Origin of the sequence: Pseudomonas mendocina (assembly GCF_900636545.1) — a bacterium.
Classification (GTDB): Bacteria; Pseudomonadota; Gammaproteobacteria; order Pseudomonadales; family Pseudomonadaceae; genus Aquipseudomonas; species Aquipseudomonas mendocina.
On the sequence record NZ_LR134290.1, the window covers coordinates 2705501 to 2729599 of the forward strand.

Annotated in this window: 20 protein-coding genes; 9 read left to right on the forward strand and 11 right to left on the reverse strand. The window is 62.1% G+C overall.

The genetic code is table 11. The annotated features are described in order from the left end of the window. Positions 1–21 precede the first annotated feature (21 nt). The 3 genes from nfuA to EL191_RS12485 form a co-directional block, all read right to left on the reverse strand. The gene (nfuA, locus tag EL191_RS12475) at positions 22–606 is read right to left on the reverse strand and encodes a Fe-S biogenesis protein NfuA (RefSeq protein WP_017360966.1); all 585 of its coding nucleotides are present in this window, start codon (positions 604–606) and stop codon (positions 22–24) included. Between the two features lie 70 nt (positions 607–676). Then, positions 677–1696 (reverse strand): acyltransferase family protein, encoded by a 1020-nt coding sequence (locus tag EL191_RS12480; RefSeq protein WP_041979081.1) that lies wholly within the window; start codon positions 1694–1696, stop codon positions 677–679. A gap of 171 nt (positions 1697–1867) precedes the next feature. Beyond that, complete coding sequence (locus EL191_RS12485; protein WP_041979078.1) at positions 1868–4144, reverse strand: fatty acid cis/trans isomerase; 2277 nt, start codon at positions 4142–4144, stop codon at positions 1868–1870. Positions 4145–4296: 152 nt separating this feature from the next. Between EL191_RS12485 and metH the strand changes: the two genes are divergently transcribed. Beyond that, positions 4297–8007, forward strand: a complete 3711-nt coding sequence (gene metH / locus EL191_RS12490; RefSeq protein ID WP_041979076.1) for a methionine synthase — start codon at positions 4297–4299, stop codon at positions 8005–8007. A 149-nt stretch (positions 8008–8156) separates the two neighbouring features. After that, positions 8157–8492: an osmotically-inducible lipoprotein OsmE gene (gene osmE / locus EL191_RS12495; protein ID WP_013715666.1), complete on the forward strand. Its 336-nt coding sequence runs from the start codon at positions 8157–8159 to the stop codon at positions 8490–8492. 38 nt (positions 8493–8530) lie between these two features. On the opposite strand, the gene EL191_RS24755 is transcribed toward osmE, so the two are convergent. Beyond that, positions 8531–8617 carry a small membrane protein YohP gene (locus tag EL191_RS24755; RefSeq protein ID WP_115291545.1) on the reverse strand — a complete coding sequence of 29 codons (87 nt, stop codon included), beginning with the start codon at positions 8615–8617 and terminating at the stop codon, positions 8531–8533. A gap of 88 nt (positions 8618–8705) precedes the next feature. Next, positions 8706–8999 carry a DUF1883 domain-containing protein gene (locus EL191_RS12505; RefSeq protein ID WP_013715667.1) on the reverse strand — a complete coding sequence of 98 codons (294 nt, stop codon included), beginning with the start codon at positions 8997–8999 and terminating at the stop codon, positions 8706–8708. A 139-nt stretch (positions 9000–9138) separates the two neighbouring features. Here EL191_RS12505 and EL191_RS12510 point away from each other — a divergent pair, with 139 nt between their 5' ends. Continuing rightward, positions 9139–10185 carry a DUF5924 family protein gene (locus EL191_RS12510; RefSeq protein WP_013715668.1) on the forward strand — a complete coding sequence of 349 codons (1047 nt, stop codon included), beginning with the start codon at positions 9139–9141 and terminating at the stop codon, positions 10183–10185. A gap of 9 nt (positions 10186–10194) precedes the next feature. On the opposite strand, the gene EL191_RS12515 is transcribed toward EL191_RS12510, so the two are convergent. Next, a complete protein-coding gene (locus tag EL191_RS12515; protein WP_041979074.1) occupies positions 10195–11199 on the reverse strand; it encodes an AraC family transcriptional regulator in 1005 nt (334 codons plus the stop codon). 114 nt (positions 11200–11313) lie between these two features. On the opposite strand from EL191_RS12515, the gene EL191_RS12520 reads away from it, so the two are divergent. The 3 genes from EL191_RS12520 to EL191_RS12530 all read left to right on the forward strand — a co-directional run bounded on the left by EL191_RS12520 (position 11314) and on the right by EL191_RS12530 (position 16165). Beyond that, entirely contained in the window at positions 11314–13053 is a 1740-nt protein-coding gene (locus tag EL191_RS12520; protein WP_017360972.1) for an N-acyl-D-amino-acid deacylase family protein, read from the forward strand. A 45-nt stretch (positions 13054–13098) separates the two neighbouring features. After that, complete coding sequence (locus tag EL191_RS12525) at positions 13099–14139, forward strand: RNA methyltransferase (RefSeq protein ID WP_013715671.1); 1041 nt, start codon at positions 13099–13101, stop codon at positions 14137–14139. 142 nt (positions 14140–14281) lie between these two features. Continuing rightward, a complete protein-coding gene (locus EL191_RS12530; RefSeq protein ID WP_041979072.1) occupies positions 14282–16165 on the forward strand; it encodes a methyl-accepting chemotaxis protein in 1884 nt (627 codons plus the stop codon). A gap of 66 nt (positions 16166–16231) precedes the next feature. Here EL191_RS12530 and EL191_RS12535 read toward each other — a convergent pair whose 3' ends face one another. The 4 genes from EL191_RS12535 to EL191_RS12550 are packed head-to-tail and all read right to left on the reverse strand — an operon-like array spanning position 16232 to position 20010. Then, on the reverse strand, positions 16232–17308 hold the full coding sequence (locus EL191_RS12535; RefSeq protein ID WP_013715673.1) for a polyamine ABC transporter substrate-binding protein: 1077 nt from the start codon (positions 17306–17308) through the stop codon (positions 16232–16234). Positions 17309–17362: 54 nt separating this feature from the next. Beyond that, positions 17363–17704: a cupin domain-containing protein gene (locus EL191_RS12540; RefSeq protein WP_013715674.1), complete on the reverse strand. Its 342-nt coding sequence runs from the start codon at positions 17702–17704 to the stop codon at positions 17363–17365. 35 nt (positions 17705–17739) lie between these two features. Then, the gene (locus EL191_RS12545) at positions 17740–19143 is read right to left on the reverse strand and encodes an NAD(P)/FAD-dependent oxidoreductase (protein WP_041979069.1); all 1404 of its coding nucleotides are present in this window, start codon (positions 19141–19143) and stop codon (positions 17740–17742) included. Between the two features lie 45 nt (positions 19144–19188). Further along, positions 19189–20010, reverse strand: coding sequence for an AraC family transcriptional regulator (locus EL191_RS12550; RefSeq protein WP_013715676.1), 822 nt, complete (start codon positions 20008–20010; stop codon positions 19189–19191). Between the two features lie 117 nt (positions 20011–20127). On the opposite strand from EL191_RS12550, the gene EL191_RS12555 reads away from it, so the two are divergent. Next, positions 20128–20352 carry a DUF2970 domain-containing protein gene (locus EL191_RS12555; RefSeq protein ID WP_013715677.1) on the forward strand — a complete coding sequence of 75 codons (225 nt, stop codon included), beginning with the start codon at positions 20128–20130 and terminating at the stop codon, positions 20350–20352. A gap of 1 nt (position 20353) precedes the next feature. Here the strand turns inward: EL191_RS12555 and EL191_RS12560 are convergent, their stop codons facing one another. After that, positions 20354–21382 (reverse strand): ABC transporter substrate-binding protein, encoded by a 1029-nt coding sequence (locus EL191_RS12560; RefSeq protein WP_017360976.1) that lies wholly within the window; start codon positions 21380–21382, stop codon positions 20354–20356. 464 nt (positions 21383–21846) lie between these two features. Between EL191_RS12560 and EL191_RS12565 the strand changes: the two genes are divergently transcribed. Together EL191_RS12565 and EL191_RS12570 are read left to right on the forward strand one after the other, a co-directional pair. Continuing rightward, positions 21847–23505 carry a nitrite/sulfite reductase gene (locus EL191_RS12565; RefSeq protein WP_041979066.1) on the forward strand — a complete coding sequence of 553 codons (1659 nt, stop codon included), beginning with the start codon at positions 21847–21849 and terminating at the stop codon, positions 23503–23505. Further along, positions 23489–23986, forward strand: coding sequence for a DUF934 domain-containing protein (locus EL191_RS12570; protein WP_013715681.1), 498 nt, complete (start codon positions 23489–23491; stop codon positions 23984–23986). The genes EL191_RS12565 and EL191_RS12570 overlap by 17 nt, the downstream gene beginning before the upstream one ends. Positions 23987–24099 lie beyond the last annotated feature (113 nt).

The following is a 24099-nucleotide window of genomic DNA, read 5'->3' on the forward strand; positions in this document are numbered from 1 at the left end:
TTTGCATGTGCGCTGCGCCTATCAGTAGTAGGCGTTTTCACGATTGCTGTGGTCGGTCACGTCACGCACACCCTTGAGTTCGGGGATACGCTCGAGGAGGGTTTTCTCGATACCTTCCTTCAGGGTGTAGTCGGCCTGACCACAACCCTGGCAACCACCACCGAACTGCAGCACGGCGATCCCTTCGTCGACCACGTCGACCAGGCTCACCTGACCGCCATGGCTGGCAAGGCCGGGGTTGATCTCGGTCTGCAGGTAGTAGTTGATGCGTTCGTTGAGGGGGCTGTCCTCATTGACCATCGGCACCTTGGCGTTCGGCGCCTTGATGGTCAGCTGACCACCCATGCGGTCGGTCGCATAGTCGACGACAGCATCTTCCAGGAAAGGCTCGCTGATACCATCGATCCAGGCAGTGAAACTGGCCAGGCCAACGGCGGTGTCTTCAGGCTTCTGTTCACCCGGCTTGCAGTACGCGATGCAGGTTTCTGCATAAGGCGTACCTGGTTGGGTGATGAAAACGCGGATGCCGATACCCGGGGTGTCCTGCTTGCTCAGCAGCTCGGCCAGGTAGTCTTCGGCAGCTTGGGTAATGGTGATGGCACTCATGGCAACTCCTCACGGTCATGTGGCGGATTGTACGCCAAGTGACGATCTGAACATAGACCTACTAATTTACTCAGGATAGCGACTGCAGCCCTCCACGGTCTGCTCGCTGCCCGACCCAGACTTTGGCGTGAGCGACGAAACGCTTTTCGATCAGCTCATAACTGCCCCAGGCAGCCAGGGCGATTACCGGCACGCAGGCAGCGATGACGACCGCAGGCGAGAGATCGAGACGGGCCTGTAGATACCAGCCAAGGGAGAGAACGATCACGTGCAGCAGGTAGACCGAGTAGGAAGAGTCGCCTAGATGGCTCAGCAGCCGATTGCCCTTGAACCAGGGCTCCATGGCGATACAGGCAGCGACTATCAATGCGCTTGGCAATCCCCAATGCAGCAGGCGCATGGAGTTATCGAAGTGATAAATGGTCAGCAGCGAAGCCGTGATGACCAATAGTGGCAGCCACAGGCCGTGGCGAATCCAGCCCCGTTTGTAGAGAACGCCCAGAAGCATGCCGAAGATGAATTCGTAGACGATGCTGTTGCGGTAGAAATCGCTCATCCACGGCTGGGTTGCCAGCAGGCTGAACGCCGTCAGGGCGAGGACGATGAACAGCAGACGCAGACGCTCGGTGACCATGAAAGCCATTGCGAACAGCAGATAGAAGAACATCTCGTAATTCAGCGTCCAACCGACGTTGAGCGTCGGGTAAAGACCGAAGCCCGCGGGATTCTCCGCAGGGATGAAGAACAGCGAGAGCAGGAGATGATGCAGATCGAACTCCTGCACGGGCATCACCGGATTGGCAAAGGCGATGATCAAGGCCGCGATCAACGAGTAGAGCCAGTAAGCAGGGACAATGCGCAGCACACGATTGAGCATGAAGCGCCAGGGCGTGACCGTCTTGCCCTGGGTGGACAGATAGATCACCAACCCGCTGATGACGAAGAAGATGTCGACGCCAACCGCACCTCTTTCGGCGAACAGCCGACCGACGAAGCTGTCCGCCTGAAAATTGAAGAAAATCTGCATGACGTGATGAAAGACTACAACCCAGGCCGCCAATGCCCGTAAAGCCTGCACTGAAACCAGCATGAAACCGCCATTCCCCCTTTCGCTGAACTCGACACCGGGCTGCCTTGTTCAGGCAACCACAGGGTCCGACCGCAACGGCGGGAGAAAGGTCGGCGGAAGAAACGGCGAACGACGGGCTGCATGCAGCGCGGCAGACATCAGTGCCAGCCGCGCACTGCTTTCAGCGCTCCACTACAGATTCTGGTAGCGGTTCATGTCCAGCACTCCCGCTTCCAGCGGCTGGGTTTCACGGATACGCTCGGCCAGATCATGGAAATAGCGCCAGAACTCGGGATGACTGCGGCGCACGCCCCAGCGCTCGACGATGGACTCGAAGGACTTGGCGTCACTGACGCCCTCCATCTGCTTGACGAAGGTGTCCACCTCACCGGCCTTCACGTTGAACATGAAGTTCGGATAGCTGCTCAGAACTTCCGGATAGATGGTCAGGGTGTCGAGGCGAGGCTGATAACGCAGCTCCTCACCCAGCATGAAGGCCACGTTGCTGTGCGCACGGTTGCGCAGCAGGCTGTAGATCTCGCGCGAACCATCGCTCAGCTCCACCCGCAGCATGGTCGCCTCCGGCAATTGGTCGATCACCCGCAAGCCCCCTGCCGGACGACTGGCCAGGCGCGACAGTGACTGCTCGGCATGCTGCAGTTCCTTGGGCAGAGCGTCGCGATAACAGTGCGCCCCCAGGCAGCGGTTGATCGGATCAGGCCGCGCATTGAGCGTGGCATAGCGCTGCAGCAACTGTTCGGCGAACTGCTTCTTAGGATCCTTGCCCGTCAGGCCAAGGGCGCTCGGCGAGCGGTGATCGACCGAAGTGTAATCCAGCAACATCTTCAGCTTGCCGCTGTTCTGATACCAGTCGTCCAGGTAGGTCTCGCGCGAACGGGCCGGCAACAGGCGCAGGAAGTTCACCTCGGCGCCGTTACGGATCAGGTCGAAATACAGGCGTGTTTGCGCCTGATGCGAGACATTGCCGAACACGTCGAAGTTGACCACCAATTGGTAGTAGGTGCGCTCCAGCAGCGGGTAATCCAGCCACCAGATGGTTTGTGGAACCTCACCGAGCAGGCCTTTGCGCACCGATGCGCTGTCGTGCTGGCGGAAGATCGACAGCAACGCATTGTCGTTGCCACTCCAGATATGAGCCCAATCAGCAGGTGGTGCATCGGCGTAGGCATCCCTGCGCAGGTTCTCGTAGTCGTTGCGCTTGTCGCGATAGTTGCGCCATAGGCCCAGCAGATCGCCAATGTCGTCGAACTGGCCGGGCATCGCCAGCAGTGGCGTGGCCTCGCGTTGATACTCGGCATTGGTGATGTAGAGGTCGTGTTCCGGTGCCTGGAACAACGCCCAGAAGTTGTCGCGAATCACGTCAGTGGCGATCTGCCCGCGGCACACCGGGCCACGGATAAAGGTACGCACGAAGTATTCGGCGTTATCGAGCATGAATTGATAACGAGCCTGCGCCGGAATCGCGGCGAAGGTTTCGAACGGGTTGGCACGGCGTTGCGCGCCATAACCCGGCACCGCATCGAGCACCCATTCTTCACCGAAGAACAGCTCCTTGACCCGTGCCAGCTTGTCCTCGCCCAGCGGATAGGTGATGTGCGTCTTGTGCACGATCACGCCCTGGATCGGCCACAGGCGGTAGTAGAACTCGGACCCCGGATCATCATTCGGTCGGCGCGTGGCGATGGGGTCAATGGGTTTGCCGCTCGGGGTGCGCGAGCGCACCATCTGGAAAAAGTGCCCAGGCTCCCCCCCCTCGAAGTGCAGATGCGCCAGGAACAGGTGCTCATAAAGCCAGCGTGATACCAGGTCCTGTCGCGCACCGGGAGCGTTGAGGAAACGTTCCCACTGCTCGACTTGGCGCAATTCGACCGCGCTGGGCTTGAGCGCCTGCTCGGCGACCGGCGAACCCTGCGCCAGCCACTGCTCCAGAGTGGCGTATTCGTCATCGCTCAAGCCGGTCACGGCGAACGGCATACCGCCGTGAGGATTCTTCTGCGCATAGGCGGCGAACTCGACCGGTGTTGGGCAGCTATTGCTGCGAGTGATGGCGATATCCAGGTTGTCGGGCAGCTTGGCATTGGGTTCCAGCGGCTGGCTGCGCCCAAGCTCGAGCATGCGCTTGATCAGGGCAGCCTGGCCGCTCTCGCCATCGAGCACCGAGTGAAAGTCGCGTTTACGCCAGGCCGCCTCGCCTTGCGCATCCAGGTACAGGCGCGTGGTGGCTTGTGCCTTGGTACGTGTACCGTCGTAAACCAGTTGCTTGCTGGCGCCACGCAGGATGCCCTCGCCACCACCGAGATTGAGCTGGCACGGCGCGTCATAGCAGGTATGGCACGCCACGCACTTGTGGGTAAGGATGGGCTGGACGTCATCTATGTAGGAAATTGCTTCGGCGCGGGCCAGGCCAGCTGCGAAGGATAGGAACAACAATGCAGCGGGCTTGAACATGACCACGTCCTTGGTTGCGATGCTGGCAATTCTAACGAGACGGCGCCTTTAGCAACATGAATGAAATTCATGGAAACCGTCCACCCGCTCCAGAACCCTGCAGCTTTGCTATCATCGCGCACCTTTGTTCCCGCTTTGCTCAGGTAGTTCTCATGTCAGATCGCAGCGCCCGCCTCCAAGCACTTCAGCAAGCCCTCAAGGAACGCATTCTGATCCTCGACGGCGGCATGGGCACCATGATCCAGAGCTACAAGCTCGAAGAAGCCGACTACCGCGGCGAACGCTTCGCCGACTGGCCGAGCGACGTGAAGGGCAACAACGACCTGCTGCTGCTGACCCAGCCGCAGATCATCGCTGCCATCGAGAAGGCGTATCTGGATGCCGGCGCCGACATCCTGGAAACCAACACCTTCAACGCCACCCGTGTGTCGCAGGCCGACTACGACATGGAGGAGCTGGTCTACGAGCTGAACGTCGCCGGCGCCCGCGTGGCCCGTAAAGTGGCCGATGCCAAGACCCTGGAAACCCCGGACCGCCCGCGTTTCGTCGCCGGAGTCCTCGGCCCGACCAGTCGCACCTGCTCGATCTCACCGGACGTCAACGACCCCGGCTACCGTAACGTCACCTTCGACGAACTGGTGGAGAACTACACCGAGGCCACCCGTGGCCTGATCGAGGGCGGCGCCGACCTGATCCTCATCGAGACCATCTTCGATACGCTGAACGCCAAGGCGGCGATCTTCGCCGTGCAACAGGTGTTCGAGGAAGACGGCGTCGAACTGCCGATCATGATCTCCGGCACCATCACCGACGCCTCCGGCCGCACCCTGTCCGGCCAGACCACCGAAGCCTTCTGGAACTCGGTGGCCCATGCCAAACCAATTTCCGTGGGCCTGAACTGCGCCCTCGGCGCCGCCGACCTGCGCCCGTACCTGGAAGAGCTGTCGAACAAGGCCGGCACCCACGTCTCCGCGCACCCCAACGCGGGCTTGCCCAACGCCTTCGGTGAATACGACGAAACCCCGGCGCAGATGGCTGCTGTGGTCGAAGAGTTCGCCGCCTCGGGTTTCCTCAACATCATCGGCGGCTGCTGCGGCACCACGCCGGGCCACATCCAGGCCATCGCCGAGGCGGTCGCCAAATACGCGCCGCGCCCAATTCCGGATATTCCCAAGGCCTGCCGCCTGTCAGGCCTGGAGCCGTTTACCATCGACCGCCAGTCGCTGTTCGTGAACGTCGGCGAGCGCACCAACATCACCGGCTCGGCCAAGTTCGCCCGCCTGATCCGCGAGGAGAACTACACCGAAGCGCTGGAAGTCGCCCTGCAGCAGGTGGAAGCCGGCGCCCAGGTGATCGACATCAACATGGACGAAGGGATGCTCGACTCCAAGGCGGCCATGGTCAGGTTCCTCAACCTGATCGCCGGCGAGCCGGACATTTCCCGCGTGCCGATCATGATCGACTCCTCCAAGTGGGAAGTGATCGAGGCGGGCCTCAAATGCATCCAGGGCAAGGGCATCGTCAACTCGATTTCCATGAAGGAAGGTGTCGAGCAGTTCAAGCACCACGCCAAGCTGTGCAAGCGCTACGGCGCCGCCGTGGTGGTGATGGCCTTCGACGAGGTCGGCCAGGCCGACACTGCAGCGCGCAAGAAGGAAATCTGCCAGCGCAGCTATGACATCCTGGTCAACGAAGTGGGCTTCCCACCGGAAGACATCATCTTCGACCCGAATATCTTCGCCGTCGCCACCGGCATCGAGGAACACAACAACTACGCCGTGGACTTCATAGAAGCCTGCGCCTTCATTCGCGACAACCTGCCCTATGCCCTGTCGAGCGGCGGTGTGTCCAACGTGTCGTTCTCCTTCCGTGGCAACAACCCGGTGCGCGAAGCGATTCACTCGGTGTTCCTCTACTACGCCATCCAGAATGGCCTCTCCATGGGCATCGTCAACGCCGGCCAGCTGGAGATCTACGACGAGATTCCCAAGGAGCTGCGCGACGCGGTCGAGGATGTGGTGCTCAACCGCAACGACGGCGCCACTGAGGCCCTGCTGGCCATCGCCGACAAGTACAAGGGCGACGGCGCCGCCAAGGAAGTCGAGAACGAAGAGTGGCGCTCGCTGCCGGTCGACAAGCGCCTGGAGCACGCACTGGTCAAGGGCATCACCGCGTTCATCGTCGAGGACACCGAGGAATGCCGCCAGCAGTGTGCACGCCCCATCGAGGTGATCGAAGGCCCACTGATGGCCGGCATGAACGTGGTCGGCGACCTGTTCGGCTCGGGCAAGATGTTCCTGCCTCAGGTGGTCAAGTCCGCCCGGGTGATGAAGCAGGCCGTAGCGCACCTGATCCCCTTCATCGAAGCCGAGAAAGGCGACAAGCCCGAAGCCAAGGGCAAGATCCTCATGGCTACGGTCAAGGGCGACGTGCACGACATCGGCAAGAACATCGTCGGCGTGGTGCTGGGCTGTAACGGCTACGACATCGTCGACCTAGGCGTGATGGTGCCGGCGGAGAAGATCCTGCAGACCGCCATCGCCGAAAAATGCGACATCATCGGCCTGTCCGGCCTGATAACCCCGTCGCTGGATGAGATGGTCCACGTCGCCAAGGAAATGCAGCGCCAGGGCTTCAAGCTGCCGCTGATGATCGGCGGCGCCACCACCTCCAAAGCACACACGGCGGTGAAGATCGACCCGCAGTACAGCAACGATGCCGTGGTCTACGTCACCGACGCCTCGCGCGCCGTGGGCGTGGCCACCCAGCTGCTGTCCAAGGAACTGAAAGCCGACTTCGTGCAGAAGACCCGCGACGAATACGTGGTGGTACGCGAACGTACCGCCGCCCGTGCGACACGCACCGAACGCCTGAGCTACGACAACGCCATCGCCAACAAGCCGGCCTTCGACTGGAACGGCTATGTCGCGCCCAAACCGAGCTTCACCGGCGCCAAGGTGCTCGACGATATCGACCTCAACGTGCTGGCCGAATATATCGACTGGACGCCCTTCTTCATCTCCTGGGATCTGGCCGGCAAGTACCCGCGCATCCTCACCGACGAGATCGTCGGCGAAGCGGCTACCAGCCTGTTCAACGACGCCCAGGCGATGCTGCGCAAGCTGATCGACGAGAAGCTGATCAAGGCCCGCGCCGTATTCGGCTTCTGGCCGGCCAATCAGGTGCGTGATGACGACATCGAGGTGTACGGCGACAACGGCGAGCAGCTCGCCACCCTGCACCACCTGCGTCAGCAGACCATCAAGCCGGACGGCAAGCCGAATCTGTCCCTGGCCGACTTCGTCGCACCGAAAGACAGCGGCGTGACCGACTATGTCGGCGGTTTCATCACCACCGCCGGCATAGGCGCCGAGGAAGTGGCCAAGGCCTACGAGGCCAAGGGCGACGACTACAACTCGATCATGGTCAAGGCCCTGGCCGACCGCCTCGCTGAAGCCTGCGCCGAATGGCTGCACGAGCGCGTGCGCAAAGAGTACTGGGGTTATGCCAAGGACGAGCAACTGGACAACGAGGCGCTGATCCGCGAGCAGTACAAGGGCATCCGCCCTGCCCCCGGCTACCCGGCCTGCCCGGATCACACCGAGAAAGGCACGCTGTTCAAGCTGCTCGACCCCGAGGCCGACTACAACAAGGCCGGCCGCAGCGGCGTGTTCCTCACCGAGCACTACGCCATGTTCCCGGCAGCAGCGGTCTCCGGCTGGTATTTCGCCCACCCCGAAGCGCAGTACTTCGCCGTGGGCAAGGTCGACAAGGATCAGATCGAAAGCTACACCGCGCGCAAGGGTCAGGACATCGCCGTCAGCGAGCGCTGGCTGGCACCGAACCTCGGTTACGACGACTGATGCAAACGAGCCCGCGAAAGCGGGCTCTTTCATTCAAAAGCGTATACAAGGGGCGATTCGCGCCGATCATCGAAAAACGCGAACTCTATTACGTGAATTCAGCTCCAACGACTGTCGAGCCAATTCGGCTCATTCGACGGAGCGATGACATGTACAAGCACAGCCTTGCAGTACTGGCCGTAGCGGCCGTGATGACCGGTTGCTCGACCATCGAGAACCCGGTCGACTACGTGACCTTTCGCAACGAGCCTCTGGTCAAGCAGGTCGATCACGGCATGACCAAGGAAGAGGTACGCACCCTCGGCGGCCCACCCTCTTCGGAAGTACGCAACAGCGTCACCGGCGGCACCTGCAACAACTACGTGATGAACGTCGACGGCCTCGAACAACCCTATTACGTGGACTTCGACGTCAACGGACGTGTAGACAGCAAAGGCTTCATGACCTGCGAACAACACCAGGGCAACCAGCGTAAACGACTCTGATGCAATCAGCCCCGCTGCACGCAGCGGGGCTGGAATGGCTAGAAGATCAGTTTCAGCAACCCGATCACCACGATCAGGCCGATGATGAAAATGATACCGACGGTGCCACCTAGAAACTTGAGCATGCTGACTCTCCTTTTTCGGGATTCAGGAGTTGTGACCGCGAAGCGGCCGCCAGCGTTTAGCTTTTTTCTCAATCCGCAGCAGCGGCGGTCAGGCGCCAGGGCGACGAACGATCTTGATGCTGTATTCCATCTGCGGCTTGCGCGTCATGCTCACTGCTCGGCGGCTGACGGTATCCAGGGTGATGTTCCAGAAGCCGCTGGAGGGCACGCGGATCTTCGCCGGGAACTTGATGAAGGCGCCGCCGTGGTAACTGTGCCGCCCACGGTTCCTGAAGGCGCGAAAGTTGGCATCGTTCATCAGACGGATATTGCAGGGTTGCGAACACTGGATGACCACCAGATCGCCCTCTTCCAGATGCTCGCGTTGATGGATGAATTTCATCGTATTCGGACTCGGTGGTGAAACGGGGGCGCAATAGTGCCGCAAGCAGCGCGGCATCGCCAGCACAGCTGACGACTCGCTTGCGCCCGGAGCACGCGCTACCTAGCATGCGCCCCCATCACAGAAACGCGCTGCTTCCATGAAAGTCCTGCTCGACCGTATTCCCATTCTGATTGCCGTGCTCAAGCGCTATCCCGGCCTGGTCGCGCTGTTCGGCTTCTGCTCGGGCGTGGCCAGCTTTCTGCTGGTCGACCGCCAGGCGCATCTGGCCAAGGTTCTGGGCGTAGTGCTGGTAGTCAGCTGGGTCTGGCTCATTCTGGAAAATCTGCTTCGCGAGCGTATTGCCCAGCGCTTCGGCTTCGAGTTGCCGCTGCCGTTGCTGCGCTACGGCACGCAGATGATCCATCAGGAGAGTCTGTTCTTCGTTCTGCCGTTCTTCTTCATCACCACCACCTGGAACAGTGGGCAATTGCTGTTCAGCGGCCTGCTCGCGCTCGCTGCACTGGCCTCGATCACCGATCCGGTCTACTACCGCTGGCTGGCGCCTCGGCGCTGGCTGCTACTGATCTTTCACAGTCTGACGCTGTTCGCGGTGATGCTCACGGCGCTGCCAATCATCTTCCACCTCAGTACGCCACAGAGTTATCGCATCGCCCTGGCGGTCGCCACGCTGCTGGCACTACCGAGCCTTCCCGGGCTGATCGGTTTCGCCGGCTGGCGACGCATCCTGCTGTTGGCTGCCTTGCCGCTGGCGATGGCAAGTGCCGGCTGGATGGCACGGGTGTGGGTGCCGCCGGCCACACTTTGGCTGACCGAAGTGGCGATCAGCGACCGTTTCGATGGTGAACAGCGCACCCCGGGTGCAAGCCTGGAGCAAATAACGCCACAGCAATTGCACGATGATGGGCTCTACGCCTATACCTCGATCAATGCTCCACGCGGCCTCAACGAGCGCATCTATCACGTCTGGCAGCACAACGGTCAGGAAGTCGATCGCATCGCCCTGGACATCAGCGGTGGGCGCAAGGAAGGCTATCGCGCCTGGACGCACAAACTCAATTTCCCCGCTTCGCCCGAGGGGCGCTGGCAGGTGCGAGTCGTTACCGAAGCTGGACAGATGATTGGCGTGCTGCGTTTCGAGGTGGTTCCCGCTGCGCCGCGAGCGTCGGCCACGCCGCCCTTCTAGCGATTGCCTTTAGCGATGAGCCTTGCGCCAGCTCGATGGCGACTGGCCGAAATGCTCGCGAAAGGCCTTACTGAAAGCAGCCTGGTCAGCATAGCCGAGTACATCGGCCAGTAGCGTCAGCGGCATGTTCGATGCCCGCACCTGCCAACCGGCAGTATCCATCTTCACCTGATGCACCAGTTGCTTGAAGCACAGGCCCTCACCCCGCAGGCGCCGCTGCAGGGTGCGTGGATGCAGGCCAAGCAGCTCGGCGATATGCCCGAGCGAGTGCTGGCGCATGCCGAGGGTCTGTACGATCAGGCTGCGCACCTGCAACTCCAAATCGTCCTGCAGACCGGCCAGGCGCTCACGCAACAACACCTCGAGACGCTGCGCATCATCCATGGCCATCGCCGACACCGGACGCTGCAAGATACTGGCGTCGTACACCAGGCAGTCGTATTCCTGATCGAACAGCACCTCACAACCCAGATGCTGGCGATAGCGGGCTCGCGGCGCCACCGGACTGTGGCTGAATTCCACACGCAGCGGACGCAGGTCTGCGCCGCCCACAGCACGTACCAGACGGGCATAGGCGGCGATCGCCATCTCCCGGTACTGCTGCGCGCCCTCCAGAGCAAAGAAGTGCTCGATACGCCGCACCTGGATACGCCCTTCCAGCGCCAGCAATTGCCAATGCTCGGCCTTGTTGTGCAGAGCCAGGTAGCGTTGCGCCGCGCTGAAGGCAGCCTGCAGGTTCGCCTCTCGCACCAGCAGGCGCCCCAGCAAGCCGAGCATCTCCAGCCCCTGATGGCCGGCCACGCGCAGCCCCAGGTCGGGGCACTGCAATTGCGCGGCCGCTTCGCTCAGAAGGTGGATCAGTTGTTCGATGCGAATCAGGCCTTCGCCATCGTCAAGCGCATCGGGCCTCATGCCCACGCGCGCAAGCAGCATGCGCAGATCGCCACCCAGGCTCGCCACCTCGGCATCCAGCCCGGTCAGGGCTGCACTGCGCACTTCATAGCGAACGGACATGGCGCCCCTCCAGGCAGATCGCTCGAAGATGCCAACACTGTCGCGTCATGACAAGTTTTGCACTGCGCAGGCGCCTAGTCTGGCATCACAACAACAAGATCCGAGGCCTCCGTCATGCCCCAGTTCGATCTGATCATCCAGAGCGGCCGTTACTTCGACGGTAGCCCCGCTCCTTCCGCTACCCGCAGCCTGGCGATCAAGAACGGTCGCATCGCCCTGGTCAGCGTCGAACCGCTCGACGCCAGTCTGGCCGAGCGGGTCATCGATGCCCGGGGCAAGTGGATCACGCCTGGTTTCCTCGATACCCATACCCACTACGATGCCGAACTGATGGTCGCCCCCAGCCTTTCCGAGTCGGTACGCCATGGCGTAACCACGGTGCTGGTGGGCAGTTGCTCACTGAGCATGGTGTGCAGCGAGGCCGAGGACGCCTCCGACATCTTCACCCGCGTGGAAACGGTGCCGCGCGAGAAGGTCCTGCCGATCCTGCGGGAACGCAAACGCTGGAACGGCCCACGGCAATGGCGCGAATTCGTCGACCGACATCCGCTGGGGCCGAATCTGGTCAGCTTTCTTGGACACAGTGACTTGCGCGTAGCGGTCATGGGCCTGCACCGCGCCACCGACCGCCAGGTAGTGCCGACAGAGACCGAACTGCAGCGCATGGAAGCGCTGCTCGGCGAGGCGTTGGATTGCGGTTTTCTCGGCCTGTCCACCATGTGCCTGAAGTGGGACAAGATCGACGGCGACCGTGAATGGTCGAAAAGCCTGCCCAGCACCTATGCACGCTGGCGTGAAGTGCGCCGCCTCAATCGTCTGCTGCGCCAGCGCGGACGCGTACATCAGGGGGCGCCCAATGCTGCCAACCCCTTGCAGATCACCCAGTACATCAGCGAAGCCATCGGTGTGCTGCGCAAGCCGTTGAAGACCACTTTGATCTCCCTGCTCGACCTCAAGGGTAACCGCAGCCTGGCACTGCTCGCCCGCCTTTCCGCCTGGCTGACCAACCGCCTGGGTGGCGACTTCCGCTGGCAACTCTTGCCCACACCGTTCGCCATCTACGCCGACGGCATGGATATCGTGCTGTTCGAGGAGTTCGGTGCCGGCGAGATGGCGCTGGACGTCAAGGATCACATCGAGCGCAACATGCTGCTGCAGAACGAGCAGTACCGCCGCACCTTCCGCAAGTACTACGCCGACAAGTTATCGCCGCGGGTCTGGCAGCGTGATTTCGGCGATGCGGTGATTCTCGGCTGTCCGGACTCATCCCTGGTCGGCAAGAATTTCGCCGAGGTGGCGCGCGAGCGCGGCCTGCACGTGGTCGACCTGTTCCTCGACATGGTGGTGCAGTACGGCCGCCAGCTGCGCTGGTTCACCGTGATCGGCAACCATCGCCAGGAAAAGCTGCGGCAGATGGTGCGCAGCCCGCACACGCTGATCACCTTCTCCGACGCCGGCGCGCATATTCGCAACATGGCCTTCTACAACCTGCCGCTGCGTTTCCTCAAGCTGGTCAAGGAGAGTCACGACGAAGGCCAGCCTGTGATGAGCCTGGAACGGGCCGTACACCGCCTGACCGGCGAGCAGGCAGACTGGCTCGGCATCGAGGCGGGTTACATTCGCCTGGGAGACCGCGCCGACCTGGTGCTGATCGACCCGGCCGGGCTACAGCAGAACCTGGAGCGGGAAAACTGGGACGAGATGCAGGGCTTCGGCATTCAGCGCATGGTCTGCCGCAATCCAGGCTGCGTCAGCCATGTGCTGATCAATGGGAAACTGGCCGTGGACGACGAGCGCATCGTCCCTGAGCTGGGCCGCGAGCGCGGTTTTGGTCAGTTCCTCGCGGCGCGCTGAAACGGCCTACGCATGGGCGCGTCGCGGTGGTAGCATGCGCGCCCCATGCAGCTCTCCGAACTCAACCATCGCCTCGCCGCCCTCGGCGCCAAACCCCAGCATATTGGGCGCATCACCCGCGCCTGGCTACAAGGCAAGGCGCTGGATACTGGCACCAAGCACCAGAAGACCGAGAATTTTCTGCCGCTTACGGTACGTGAGGGATTGCCAGCCATTTCTGCCAGTCTCGAGCAACTGGCCCGGGTCAGCACCGAACACCCGGGCGCGGATGGTTCATCGCGCTTGCTGGTGGAGCTGGCCGACCGGCAGATGGTCGAAAGCGTGCTGTTGCCACGTGACGGCTTGTGCATTTCCAGCCAGGTCGGTTGCGCCGTGGGTTGCACCTTTTGCATGACCGGCAAGAGTGGCCTGCTGCGCCAGCTCAGCAGTGCCGAGATGGTCGCCCAGGTGGTGTTGGGTCGTCGCCGCCGCGCAGTGAAGAAAGTGGTATTCATGGGCATGGGCGAGCCCGCCCATAACCTCGACAACGTGCTGGAGGCCATCGACCTGCTCGGCACCGAGGGCGGCATTGGCCACCGCAACCTGGTCTTCTCCACGGTTGGCGATCCCCGTGTCTTCGAACGCCTGCCCAGGCAGCGCGTACGCCCCGCCCTGGCCCTGTCGCTGCACACCACCGACGCCGAGCTGCGCCAGCGCCTGCTGCCCAGAGCGCCGCGCATCGATCCGGAGCAACTGATGGAACTGGGCGAAGCCTATGCCCGTGCCATCGACTACCCGATCCAGTACCAGTGGACACTGCTAAAAGGCATCAACGACAGCCAGCAGGAAATGGACAACATCCTGCGCCTGTTCAAGGGCAAGTTCGCCGTGCTCAACCTGATCCCCTACAACAGCCTGGAAGCCGACGAATACCGACGCCCCGAGGGTGAGCGCATCGTCGAGATGGTGCGCTACCTGCATAGCCGCGGCGTGCTGACCAAGGTGCGTAATTCCGCCGGCCAGGACGTGGACGGTGGCTGCGGACAGTTGCGGGCGCGGGCGGTGGACGTGATCAACACGAGTCGTCTCCACAGAAATCGCCGCTGAGCCTCAAGAACGGCCGCTACAGACCGATAAGAAGCTCAGAGATCACGCGTCCAGCCGGCAAAACGCCAGCACTGTACTAGGTTTGTAAAGAATCGCATTGCATGGATGCAGCCCCCCGTTGCCTTGCACCCAGGAGCCATCCATGAAAATCGCCCACCAGGTCGGTTTAGCCGCCGCTACCGTGCTTTTTCTCACCACCAGCCTGCTATCGCTGCTGCAGGTTACCCAAGTGCGCGATACCCTGCGCAGCCAGATCGAATCCAGCATCTCCGAGTCAAGCAATGCCCTCGCTCGACAGATCGAAAACTGGCTGAACGCCAAACTGCGGCTCATGGACACCATGTCGCAAACCATCGACAGCCATTACGGCCCGGAAGAAACCCAGCGCGTCTTCGATCTCCCGCTGCTCAAGGATGAATTCATCCTCGTCTTCGGCGCACTGGAGGCAACCGGCCAAACCCTCAAGAACAGTGCCGACTGGAACCCAGCGGCGGACTATGACGGTCGCAAGCGCCCATGGTACGACCTGGGCAAGGGCGCTGACCGGGCGGTGCTGACCGAACCCTATGTCGACTCCACTACCGGCGAAATCCTGATCTCGGCAGTCGCCAAGATCAGCGATGCAGGCCGGTTCCTCGGTGTGTTCGGCGGCGACATCCGCCTGCAATCGGTAGCTGATGCGGTCAATACCCTGGACTTCAATGGCGCCGGTTACGCCTTTCTGCTCAGCCGCTCAGGCAACATCATCTCCCACCCAAACTCCGACTATAACGGCAAATCCTACAGCGAACTCTTCGGCGGCCAGAGCCCGGCCCTGGGCAAGGAGCTGCGCGAGGTCGAGGCCGACGGCAAGACCCTGCTGATTTCCTTCACCCCGCTGCCCAATCTTCGCGGCATGGACTGGTACATCGGCGTGGTGCTGGACGAGAGCGTGGTGATGGCCGAGACCAATCGCCTGACCTGGCTGGCGGTTGTCGGCACCGTGGTCGGCGTCGCCATCAGCCTGGTGGTGCTGGGCTTGCTGATGAACAGCCTGCTCAAGCCGTTGGGCCTGCTCAGCAGCTCGTTGCGCGAAATCAACAGCGGCGAAGGCGACCTGACCCGTCGCCTGGCGATCAGCAGCAACGACGAGGTGGGCGAGCTTTCGCAGGAGTTCAACCGTTTCCTGCAGACATTGCAGACACTGATCGGCGACGTGATGAGCAGCTCGCACCATGTCCGCGAAAGCACTGCGCTTACCTCGAACGAATCGGAACAGGCCGCCCGCCGCCTGCAAGAGCAGTTGCAGGAGGTTGATCAACTGGCCACTGCCATGCAGGAAATGGCCTCCACCGCCGAGGAAGTGGCGCGTAATGCCCAGGCCGCGGCCCAGGCTGCTGTCGCCGCCAACGAGGAAACCGAGAACGGCGTGCGTGTGGTGTCGCAATCGAGTTCGGCGATTCGTCACCTGGCGGACGAGATGGACGGCACCAGTCATGCGATCAACGAACTGGCCAAGCTCAGCCACAACATCGAGTCGATCCTGCAGGTCATCACCAGCATCGCCGAGCAGACCAACCTGCTGGCACTGAACGCAGCCATCGAAGCCGCTCGCGCAGGCGAATCCGGCCGGGGCTTCGCCGTGGTAGCCGACGAGGTCCGCTCGCTGGCTTCGCGCACCCAGCAGGCCACGCAGGAAATCCGCCAGATGATCGACCAGTTGCAGGGCGGCGTACGCCAGGCGGAAAACCGCATGCAGCAAAGCCGCGATACGGCGAGCAGGACCGCCGAAGAGGCCAGCGCGGCCAACGACATGCTTGGCCGTATTCGTGAGGCCATCACCCGCATCAACGACATGAACCTGCAGATCGCCACCGCGGCTGAAGAACAGAGCGCCACCACTGAGGAGATCAACCGCAACACCACCAACATCCGCGACATCAGCCATGAACTGGCCGGCGGCGCCGAACAGCAGGTTCGCCAGTGCGCCTCGATGGTGGAGCAAGTCGGCCAACAGGATCGCCTGCTGGGCCGTTTCAAGGTTTGAGCCAAGCGCCGCAGATCCACGCACAAGAAAAAGCCCCGGCATGCCGGGGCTTTTTAATCGTAGCGATCAGACGCCGCTCTTGACCTTGCTCCAGATGCGCGTGCGCACCCGGTCGATCTTCAGCGGCATGGCCTCCAGCGTGTACAGCTTGTCCATCACCGCGTCAGGCGGATAGACGGTCGGATCTGCCTTGAGCGCAGGATCGACCAGGCTGTCGGCCTTCAGGTTGCCGTTGGCGTAGTTCACATGGTTACTGATACCCGCCATCACCTCTGGCTGCAGCAGGTAGTTCATGAAGGCGTAGGCCCCCTCCTCGTTGCCGGCATCGGTCGGCATGGCCACCATGTCGAACCAGATCGGCGCGCCCTCTTTCGGGATCTCGTACTGAATCTTCACACCATTGCCGGCCTCGGCAGCACGCGCGCCAGCCTGCATGATGTCGCCGGAGAAGCCGACCGCCATGCAGATCTCGCCATTGGCCAGATCGCCAACGTATTTGGAGGAGTGGAAGTAGCGCACGTTCTTGCGCATCTCCATCAGCAGCGCTTCGGCGCGCTTGTAGTCCTCGGGGTTCTTGCTGTGGTGCGGCAGCCCCAGATGATGCAGGGCAATCGGCAGCATTTCCGGGCCATTGTCGAGGATCGCGACGCCACACTCATTGAGCTTGGCCAGCTTGGCTGGGTCGAACAGTACGTCCCAGCTGTCCATCTTCACGTCGTTACCCAGCACCGCGCGCACCTTGTCGACGTTGTAGCCAATCCCGGTACTGCCCCAGAGATAAGGGAAGCCATGCTCGTTGCCCGGGTCGTTCACCTCCAGCGCCTTCATAAGCACTGGGTTGAGGTTGTTCCAGTTCGGTAGCTTGCTGCGATCGAGCTTCTTCAGCGCACCACCCTGAATCTGCCGGGCCATGAAGTGGTTGGAAGGGAACACCACGTCGTAGCCGGAGCGCCCGGCCATGAGCTTGGCGTCCAGGGTCTCGTTGCTGTCATAGACGTCGTAATGGGTGCCCAGGCCGCTGCTCTTTTCAAACTGCTTGAGGGTGTCCGGGGCGATGTAGTCGGTCCAGTTGTAGATGCGCACGCTGTCAGCGGCATGGGCGGTGCCGGCCAGGATCAGGCACGGCAGGAGTTTCTTCAGCATGGAATACCTCGTCGATGGTCTTGTTGTTCTAGGCAGTCACTGAAAAGGTGCTGGTCAGAAGATCAGCACATAGGTCTTGCGCACCGTTTCTTGTATGTCCCAGATGCCGACCGTATTGGCCGGCATCATCAGCGCGTCGCCCGCGCGGATCTCGATAGGCTCGCCACCGTCAGGCGTGAAGGTGCAGCACCCAGCCACGAAGTGACAGAACTCCTGCTGCACGATCTGCCGGCGCCAACGTCCTGGGGTGCACTCCCAGACACCGGTCTCGACGCCGTCACTGCGCTCGACACTGGTGGTCGAGGCGACCGCCACCGGCTCGCCCAGCGGAACGGCGACAGGATTGGACGTATCCAGGACGACGTTGGGGGTGTCACGAAAATGGGTAATGTTCATGGGGACTCCAGATAAAAGAGACGGCTGGCATTCGCTCAGCCCATCAGGCTTTCCATACGCGCAGCCACCGCCTGCGCCAGACGCCGCCGCCAGGCTGGGCTGCGCGGGTTGGCGAGGACTTCGTCCTCGTGAACGAAACTGCGGATGATCGCGTTGTAACCGAGCCAGCGGCAGGGCTCGGGCTCCCAGCGAGGCAAACGGGAAATCGGGCTGTCACTCAGCACCCAGGGCTGGCGTAGCAGTTCGCTGTCGCGCCCCAGAATCAGGTCAGCCAGGGTGCGTCCGCCCAGGTTGCTGGCACCTACACCCTCGCCGCCGTAGCCGCCAGACAACGCGATGCGGTTGCGTGAGTCACGCAGCATGTGCGGCTGGAAGCGCCGCGCCATGCCCAGATTGCCGCCCCAGGAGTGGCTGAAGCGCACGTTGCGTAGTTGCGGGAAGATTTCCCCCATCAAATAGCGGCGCAGGCCCAGTTCTTCTTCGGTGAGGTTGAAATCGCTGCGCAGACGTCCACCAAAGCGATAACCGCCGCGTGCGCCGAAGATCAGACGATCATCGAGGCTGCGCTGGCCATAGGTCACTTGGCGGCTGAATTCGCTGAACGCCTGCCCGCGCTCCAGGCCGATACCGGCCCAGACGTCCCCCGGTAGTGGCTCGGTGGCCACGATCAGACTCTGCACCGGCAACTGATGATTACCCAGCGGCGACAAGGTGGCCGCGTAACCCTCGATGGCCGGCACCACCCAGTCAGCCGTGACACGAGCCTGTGCCGTGCGTACCTGGCCTGGCTGCCAGTCGATCACCGGGCTGCGCTCGTAGAGCTCGACGCCCATGTCTTCGACGCAACGCGCCAGGCCCCGGACCAGTTTGGCGGGCTGAATGGTCGCGCAATGCGGGCTGTACAGCGCACCGTAGGCATTGGCCAGGCGCAGCTGCGTAGCCAGTTCGCTCGGCGGCAGCCAGCGGTAGTCGTCCTCGCTCAGGCCCAGTGCACGCAGTTCCTTGAGATAGTCCCGTAGCCGCAACTCCTGCTCCGGATAACGCGCTGCGCAATACAACACCCCACCCTTGCGCAGGTCGCAGTCGATCCCCTCACGGGCGACGACCTCAGCCACTTCATCGGGAATGGCGTGCAGCAGTTCGAACGAGGCCTTGCGGAAGGTCGCCGGCAAGCCGGCCAGCAACCGGTCTTCGCCTAGCAGGTTGCCCATCAGCCAGCCACCATTGCGACCGGAAGCACCGAAGCCGGCGGTCTCGGCCTCCACGATCACCACCCGCAGCTGCGGCGCCTGGCGCTTGAGGTAATAGGCCGTCCACAAGCCGGTATAGCCGGCGCCGATGATGGTCACGTCCGCCTGAATATCGTGCTGCAGGCCAGGCCGCGCCTGCAGTGGATCATCGAGCTGATCCATCCACAAGCTGATGTTGCGCCAGTTCATCCACGCCTCCGTCATCGTTTGATGACGCAAGGCTAGTAGTGGCGATCAGGCGCTGTCTTGCGTGCGTGCCCGCGAGGAAATTTCCTTGAGATAGGATTTCGGCGACAACCCGGTGTGGCGCTTGAAGCAGCTATAGAACGCCGACAAGGAATTGAAACCCGAGGCAAAGGCCAGCTCGTCGATGCGTTTCAGGTCACTGCCGGCCTGCAGGGCGTCGAGCAGGTACTGCAACCGCGCGCGGTTGACGTAGCGATAGAAGCTTTCGCCAAGCACCTGGTTGAGCAGGTGGGAAATCTGGTTGCGGCTGTAGCCAGTGGCGGTCGCGACTTGCTGCAGGTCTAGCTCCGGGTCGAGAAAAGGCTGGCTGCGCTGGAAATAATCCTGAAGATCCTGCGCCAGTTGCCCGAGCTGACGCGTCGACAACCCCAGGCGACTGATCGCCGGGCGTGAAGTAGCGGTTGCGCCAGCGCCACGAATCTCGTGCACCAGGGTGGCGTACTCGTTGATACGCCAGATCAGCCCGTCACGCACGGTGATGGCCTCGCCGGTGCGAAACGACACCAGCCCTTCCCCGCCCTGCAGGCTGGTGCGGTACTGGATGAAGGCGGTATGGCCATCGATGCGAATACGATCGACGTGCTCCAGCAACTCGCCTGGGCGGCGCGGCAGGTTGGCTTCGACGTACTCGCGCAACTCAGCCAGGCGCATGCAACGTTGCTGATAGAAATCGTTGTATTCGATATCGGGGTGATACAGCGCCAGCACCGCTTCGAGGTCGCGATGCTTCCAGCTCAGGTGGTAGCGCAAGATGGTTTCGCGGGTGCGCTCGGTCTGCGCGGCATCGTCGGCAAAAAGGTCGTCAGGCATGGCAAGCATCGTTGGTCAGGCACGGGCAGATTGCCTGATTCGCCGAAGCCGGCCTAGCCCCTCGTGCCGCCTCGCCGGTTGCGGACTATGCTTGCAGGACTGAAGGAGAGACCGACCATGACTGATCAGGACAAAGACCCCCAGGCCCCTCTGACGCTGCGCGAGATGCTACAGAGCGTGCTGGCAGCGGCGCTGGGGGTGCAAAGCGGCAAGAACCGCAGTCGCGACTTCAGCCGCGGCAAGCCCACTCACTTCATTCTGCTCGGGGTACTGTTCACTGCCCTGTTCGTGGTCGTGCTGCTGGGCGCGGTGAAACTGATCCTGCACCTGGCGACCGGCTGAATCAGTCCAGCAGCGATGCGATCGAACAGTCGTAGCCTTGCGGTTGTGGCTGCGAGGCAGCGCTGAACTGGCGGAAGTCCATTTCCAGATCCGCCTGGCCAAGACGCATGAGCAACTGCTGCGATTGCCGGCCATCGACCGTACGCAACAATCGCGCAATCTGGTCCTTGCCGCCTCGCTCGATGAAGTCCAGGCCGCGTGCGTGATCACCAAGCATCACCATCGCGCAAGCCCCCAGGAGAAAATGCCCGCTCACCAGGACCTCGATCTGCCCGTCCATTCGCGCTTGCAGCACACGGGCCGAGTTGTTCACGGCGGAATAGTGCAACTTTCGATTCTGTTCGGCAGCCGCCTGCATGACACCGAACGCCATGGCGTCGTTGGCGGACCAGACCAGGCTGACCTCCGGGTAGCGTGGCAACAGACTAACGGCCTGCTCATAGGCGCGCTGTTCCAGCCATTCACCATGCACCGCCTGCACCAGGCGCACGTGCGGCGCCTCGTTCAGCGCGCGTTGCAGGCCGGCCAGGCGTAATACTGAAGAAGGTGTTTGCTTGACTCCGGCGAACGCCAGCAAGTCGGCCGGTTTGCCGCTGCTGAGCGCGATCAGCTCGCGGCCCATCAGGTAGCCGGCCTCTTCGTCATTGGGTACCAGGCTGCCCAGCCAATTGCGATGCCGTTCGCGGCTGCCTCCGATCAGGGCCTGCTGCTCCTCGGTGAGCGTGCTGTGCAGGGCGAAAAGACCAACCTGAGTGCCTTCGAACAAACGCAGCAACACCGGCCCCTGGAACTGCTCGTTGGTGAAGATCAGGTAATCGGGATGTTCGCCTTCCAGAACCTGCCGGGCATTGCTCAACATACGCGTCAGGTCACGCTCGCCATAGAGCACCGTCAGCTCGATACCGAGATCGTCTGCGGCGTCCTGCATGTAGCGGGAGTAGTCGACCCAGAACGGTTCGTCGGAAAAACCGGGATTGAGAAATACCACCGACGGCGCACGCGATTGCGCTGCCGCCAGCGCGCAGCACATCAGTATCCCGACGCCCAACACCCACCTGATCACGACGCCCCTCCCCGGTTGACGGGGCGCAGTATAGGGTGCAAACGGGAAAAGGCCGACCGCTAATGCGCGCCGGCCCTTGCGCTCACTGCCCGCTGACCCAGAAAACCGCCGTGCCCACTGCAATCAGGATCAGGCAGAAGATCGCCCAGGCGTCGATGACGCTGTCGGAATTGTCCATATCGGTGTGTTCGCTCATGGCTCCCCCTCTTCTTGTGATTGTGGGTAACGCACACTGCATTTAAGACCAGCCTCGGCCTTCGCTCAAACCATATGGTTATGCTTTGGGACAGTCTTATTCCTTAAAGCTAGGTTTATATATTCAAACATCACTTTTACGCATAAACCTGAGCTGGTATCGTGCCCCGGCTCCTCGGGGAGTGCGCGGCCGTGCGCGCTGATTGGCAGTAAGTAGCCTGAAAACAGGACCCTTCATGTACGTATATGACCAGTACGATCAAAAGATCGTCGAGGATCGCGTCAAGCAGTTCCGCGATCAAACCCGCCGCTATCTCGCCGGAGAGCTGAGCGGCGAGGAATTCCGTCCGCTGCGCCTGCAGAACGGTCTGTATATCCAGCGTTACGCGCCCATGCTGCGCGTCGCCGTGCCCTACGGCCTGCTGTCGTCCGCTCAGGTCCGCGTGCTCGCACGCATTGCCCGCGACTACGACAAGGGCTACGCCCATATCAGCACCCGCCAGAACGTCCAGTACAACTGGCCGGAGCTGGAAGACGTGCCGGAGATTCTCGCCGAGCTGGCCACCGTGCAGATGCATGCCATCCAGACCAGCGGCAACTGCATCCGCAACACCACTACCGACCAGTTCGCCGGTGTGGCCAAGGACGAGATCGTCGATCCGCGCCCCTGGTGCGAAATCATCCGTCAGTGGTCGACCTTCCACCCCGAGTTCAGCCACCTGCCGCGCAAGTTCAAGATCGCCGTCAACGGCGCCGTGAGCGACCGCGCCGCCATCGAGGTGCATGACATCGGCCTGGAAGCGGTGAAGAACGAGGCCGGCGAGCTGGGCTTCCGCGTCTCCGTCGGCGGTGGCCTGGGCCGTACGCCGATCGTCGGCAGCTTCATCAACGAATTCCTGCCCTGGCAGCACCTGATCAGTTATCTCGACGCCATCCTGCGTGTGTACAACCGCTATGGCCGTCGTGACAACAAGTACAAGGCGCGCATCAAGATTCTGGTCAAGGCGCTGACCCCCGAGGTATTCGCCGAGCGCGTCAACGCCGAGTGGGCGCACCTCAAGGATGGCCCAACCACCCTGACCGAGGCCGAAGTCGCCCGCGTCGCCACCCATTTCGTCGACCCGGCCTACCTGGCCCTGCAGGACGAAGACGCCCTGCTCGCCCAGCAGGACGCCGAGCACCCGGGCTTCGCCCGCTGGCGTCAGCGCAACACCTTCGCCCACAAGAAGCCTGGCTATGTCGCCGTGACCCTGTCGCTCAAGCCCACCGGCGTGGCGCCGGGCGACGTCACCGACAAGCAACTCGATGCCATCGCCGACCTGGCCGACCGCTATTCCTTCGGTGAAGTGCGCAACAGTCACAACCAGAACATCATCCTCGCCGACGTCGAGCAACGTCAGTTGCTTACCCTGTGGGGCGAGCTGCGTGAGCAGGGCTTCGCCACGCCGAACGTGGGCCTGCTGACCGACATCATCTGCTGCCCGGGCGGTGATTTCTGCTCGCTGGCCAATGCCAAGTCGATTCCGGTGGCCGAAGCCATCCAGCGTCGTTTCGACGATCTCGACTACCTGTTCGACATCGGCGACATCGACCTGAACATTTCCGGCTGCATGAACGCCTGCGGTCACCATCACGTCGGCCATATCGGCATCCTTGGCGTCGACAAGAAAGGCCAGGAGTTCTATCAGGTCTCGCTGGGCGGCAGCGCCGGTCGCGAAGCCAGCCTGGCGCAGATTCTCGGCCCGTCCTTCGCTCAGGACGACATGCCGGACGTGATCGACAAGATCATCAACGTCTACGTCGAACAACGCACCGAAGAAGAAAGCTTCCTCGATACCTATCGCCGCATCGGTATCGACCCGTTCAAGGAGCGCGTCTATGCAGCGAATCATTAAGAACGGTCAGGTGGTCGACGAAACCTGGCACCTGCTAGCCAAGGACGTGACCCTGGACGTCATTCCCAACTGCGATGACATCATCGTCCCGCTGGCCCTGTGGCGCGAGCATGCTCATGCCCTCAAGGCCCGCGACGGCGGCCTCGGCGTGTGGCTGGAAGCCGGCGACGAAATCGAGGAAATCGCCGATGACCTGGCGCATTTCCAGGTCATCGCCCTGGAGTTCCCGGCCTTCACCGACGGCCGCCATTCCTCCACTGCCTACCTGCTGCGTACCCGCTACGGCTACAAAGGCGAAGTCCGTGCTATCGGCGACGTCCTGCGTGACCAGTTGTTCGCCCTGCGCCGCGTCGGCTTCGACGCCTTCGCCGTACGCGCCGACAAGGACCCGTACGATGCGCTGAAGGCCTTCGAGGACTACAGCGAGGTCTACCAGGCGTCGGCCGACCAGCCACAACCGCTGTTCCGCCGCCGCGCCTGATCGCAGCAGGCAGGAACACCTGAAACGCCCCGACTGGTTCGGGGCGTTTTGCTTTGCACGGACCGCTCAGGCAATTGGGTCGAACCGTGCCGCGTCAGTGAAGTCGGACTTTA

Bases quoted from the DNA above. Each gene is read 5' to 3' on its own strand.
- nfuA (WP_017360966.1), bottom strand. From the start codon at position 606: ATGAGTGCCATCACCATTACCCAAGCTGCCGAAGACTACCTGGCCGAG.
- EL191_RS12480 (WP_041979081.1), bottom strand. From the start codon at position 1,696: ATGCTGGTTTCAGTGCAGGCTTTACGGGCATTGGCGGCCTGGGTTGTA.
- EL191_RS12485 (WP_041979078.1), bottom strand. From the start codon at position 4,144: ATGTTCAAGCCCGCTGCATTGTTGTTCCTATCCTTCGCAGCTGGCCTG.
- metH (WP_041979076.1), top strand. From the start codon at position 4,297: ATGTCAGATCGCAGCGCCCGCCTCCAAGCACTTCAGCAAGCCCTCAAG.
- osmE (WP_013715666.1), top strand. From the start codon at position 8,157: ATGTACAAGCACAGCCTTGCAGTACTGGCCGTAGCGGCCGTGATGACC.
- EL191_RS24755 (WP_115291545.1), bottom strand. From the start codon at position 8,617: ATGCTCAAGTTTCTAGGTGGCACCGTCGGTATCATTTTCATCATCGGC.
- EL191_RS12505 (WP_013715667.1), bottom strand. From the start codon at position 8,999: ATGAAATTCATCCATCAACGCGAGCATCTGGAAGAGGGCGATCTGGTG.
- EL191_RS12510 (WP_013715668.1), top strand. From the start codon at position 9,139: ATGAAAGTCCTGCTCGACCGTATTCCCATTCTGATTGCCGTGCTCAAG.
- EL191_RS12515 (WP_041979074.1), bottom strand. From the start codon at position 11,199: ATGTCCGTTCGCTATGAAGTGCGCAGTGCAGCCCTGACCGGGCTGGAT.
- EL191_RS12520 (WP_017360972.1), top strand. From the start codon at position 11,314: ATGCCCCAGTTCGATCTGATCATCCAGAGCGGCCGTTACTTCGACGGT.
- EL191_RS12525 (WP_013715671.1), top strand. From the start codon at position 13,099: ATGCAGCTCTCCGAACTCAACCATCGCCTCGCCGCCCTCGGCGCCAAA.
- EL191_RS12530 (WP_041979072.1), top strand. From the start codon at position 14,282: ATGAAAATCGCCCACCAGGTCGGTTTAGCCGCCGCTACCGTGCTTTTT.
- EL191_RS12535 (WP_013715673.1), bottom strand. From the start codon at position 17,308: ATGCTGAAGAAACTCCTGCCGTGCCTGATCCTGGCCGGCACCGCCCAT.
- EL191_RS12540 (WP_013715674.1), bottom strand. From the start codon at position 17,704: ATGAACATTACCCATTTTCGTGACACCCCCAACGTCGTCCTGGATACG.
- EL191_RS12545 (WP_041979069.1), bottom strand. From the start codon at position 19,143: ATGAACTGGCGCAACATCAGCTTGTGGATGGATCAGCTCGATGATCCA.
- EL191_RS12550 (WP_013715676.1), bottom strand. From the start codon at position 20,010: ATGCCTGACGACCTTTTTGCCGACGATGCCGCGCAGACCGAGCGCACC.
- EL191_RS12555 (WP_013715677.1), top strand. From the start codon at position 20,128: ATGACTGATCAGGACAAAGACCCCCAGGCCCCTCTGACGCTGCGCGAG.
- EL191_RS12560 (WP_017360976.1), bottom strand. From the start codon at position 21,382: ATGTGCTGCGCGCTGGCGGCAGCGCAATCGCGTGCGCCGTCGGTGGTA.
- EL191_RS12565 (WP_041979066.1), top strand. From the start codon at position 21,847: ATGTACGTATATGACCAGTACGATCAAAAGATCGTCGAGGATCGCGTC.
- EL191_RS12570 (WP_013715681.1), top strand. From the start codon at position 23,489: ATGCAGCGAATCATTAAGAACGGTCAGGTGGTCGACGAAACCTGGCAC.